General features: G+C 47.7%; 2 protein-coding genes and 2 pseudogenes. 3 read left to right on the forward strand and 1 reads right to left on the reverse strand.

The window, feature by feature from the left end; genetic code table 11:
• The 3 genes and pseudogenes from ACYVTD_RS12755 to ACYVTD_RS12765 form a co-directional block, all read left to right on the forward strand.
• A pseudogene (locus ACYVTD_RS12755) lies at positions 1-219 on the forward strand (hypothetical protein); the annotation flags it as partial.
• Complete coding sequence (locus ACYVTD_RS12760; RefSeq protein ID WP_461248127.1) at positions 203-766, forward strand: RNA polymerase sigma factor; 564 nt, start codon at positions 203-205, stop codon at positions 764-766. The pseudogene ACYVTD_RS12755 and the gene ACYVTD_RS12760, both read left to right, overlap by 17 nt.
• Positions 763-1,275, forward strand: coding sequence for a peptidoglycan-binding protein (locus ACYVTD_RS12765; protein ID WP_461248128.1), 513 nt, complete (start codon positions 763-765; stop codon positions 1,273-1,275). Before ACYVTD_RS12760 ends, ACYVTD_RS12765 begins: the two co-directional genes overlap by 4 nt.
• On the opposite strand, the pseudogene ACYVTD_RS12770 reads toward ACYVTD_RS12765, so the two are convergent.
• Positions 1,244-1,430: pseudogene (locus ACYVTD_RS12770) on the reverse strand (FAD:protein FMN transferase); the annotation flags it as partial. The gene ACYVTD_RS12765 and the pseudogene ACYVTD_RS12770 overlap by 32 nt on opposite strands.

Below are 1,430 nucleotides of genomic sequence, written 5' to 3' on the forward strand. Positions count from 1 at the left end.
GGCCTGTACAACAAGCCCAGTTTTGATCTTTATTCGTTTAGCCTTTTATCGGGTCTGCTTTTAAGCACCGTGGGCGTGGCGTTAACCGTACTTTTATCAATAACCGAAGGGGCGTCTTACGGCCTTTTGGGGGGAATAATCCCGCTGTCAATGGGCGTCGGTCTTTTGGCTTATTACGTGATAAAGCGATTCGAAAGACAGAATGACAGACGAGACTGACTTTAACGACAGGTTAGTCGTAAGTCAGATTATTTCGGGGCAGAAGGATCTGTTCCGTCTTTTAGTACGGCAGTACGAAAGAGCGGTTTACGGAATGGGCGTAAGCTTTTTCCGCAATAAAGAGGACGCTTCCGATTTTACCCAGGAAGTGTTTCTTAAAGCCTACCGGAGCCTTTCTTCTTTTGAGGGAAGAAGCCGTTTTTCAACATGGCTTTATAAAATAGCGTATAACACCGCTATAAACGAGGTAAACAGGAGAAAGGAATACCACAGCCTTGCCGATGAAAATATGGACGGGCTTTCCGACCGCGGCGATACGCCGGAAAGGATAGCGATAAAAGAGGCGGCAAGGGAAGCGGTACGGGCGGCGGTAAAGGATCTGCCTGAGCGTTTCAGAATCTGCGTGGATTTGTACTTTCATTATGACCGTTCGCATCAGGAGATTGAGGCGATTACAGGATATCCCGTGAACACGATAAAATCCCATGTGTTCAGGGCAAAGAAAATGCTTAGGGAAAAACTTGAGCATTTAAAGGGGGCGCGATGAACTGTTCGGAAATTTTAGACATTGTTTATGAAGATTCTGAACCCATGCCCCTATTCAACCAGATACGGGTATGGCTGCATACCATTTTCTGCCCTAACTGCGCCCAAGAAATAGAACGCTACCATGTAAGCAAATCAATTCTTCAAAACGAATTCTTCCCCGTTTCGCCGGAACTTGAAGAATCCATAATGGCAAAAATCGACGCTCTTGCCGAACAGCAGGACGTAAAAGACATTTACGCCGTACCCGGCGGCCTTTCAACGCGCGGTTGGGTTATCGCCGGTCTTATCATTTTCATTTCGCTCGCGACCGCTTTCTTCGGCTTTGACTTCAGACATCTTACCGATGAATCGGGAGTGTCTTTCCTTCTGCCGATGGGAATCACCACCGGCATCGTGATTACCACCTACGGCGCACTTTTCATCGGAAGCCACTTAAAGGAACTTTCCGAACGCTTGGCTTCCGGATTGTGCGCAACTAGTTCACCAAAAAAAACGTCTTGTCCGTAACCGTAAAATCCACACCCTGCGTCGCACGCACATTGTCGTCTTCAAACACGAATACCGCCCCCGTACCGGGAAACAAATCTAGTAATTTTCTTCCGTCTTCAAACCCAAGCGCAAACAGCGACGTGGAAAGAGCGTCAGCGTCCATTGAACAGGAT

This window comes from Treponema sp. R6D11 (assembly GCF_054786075.1).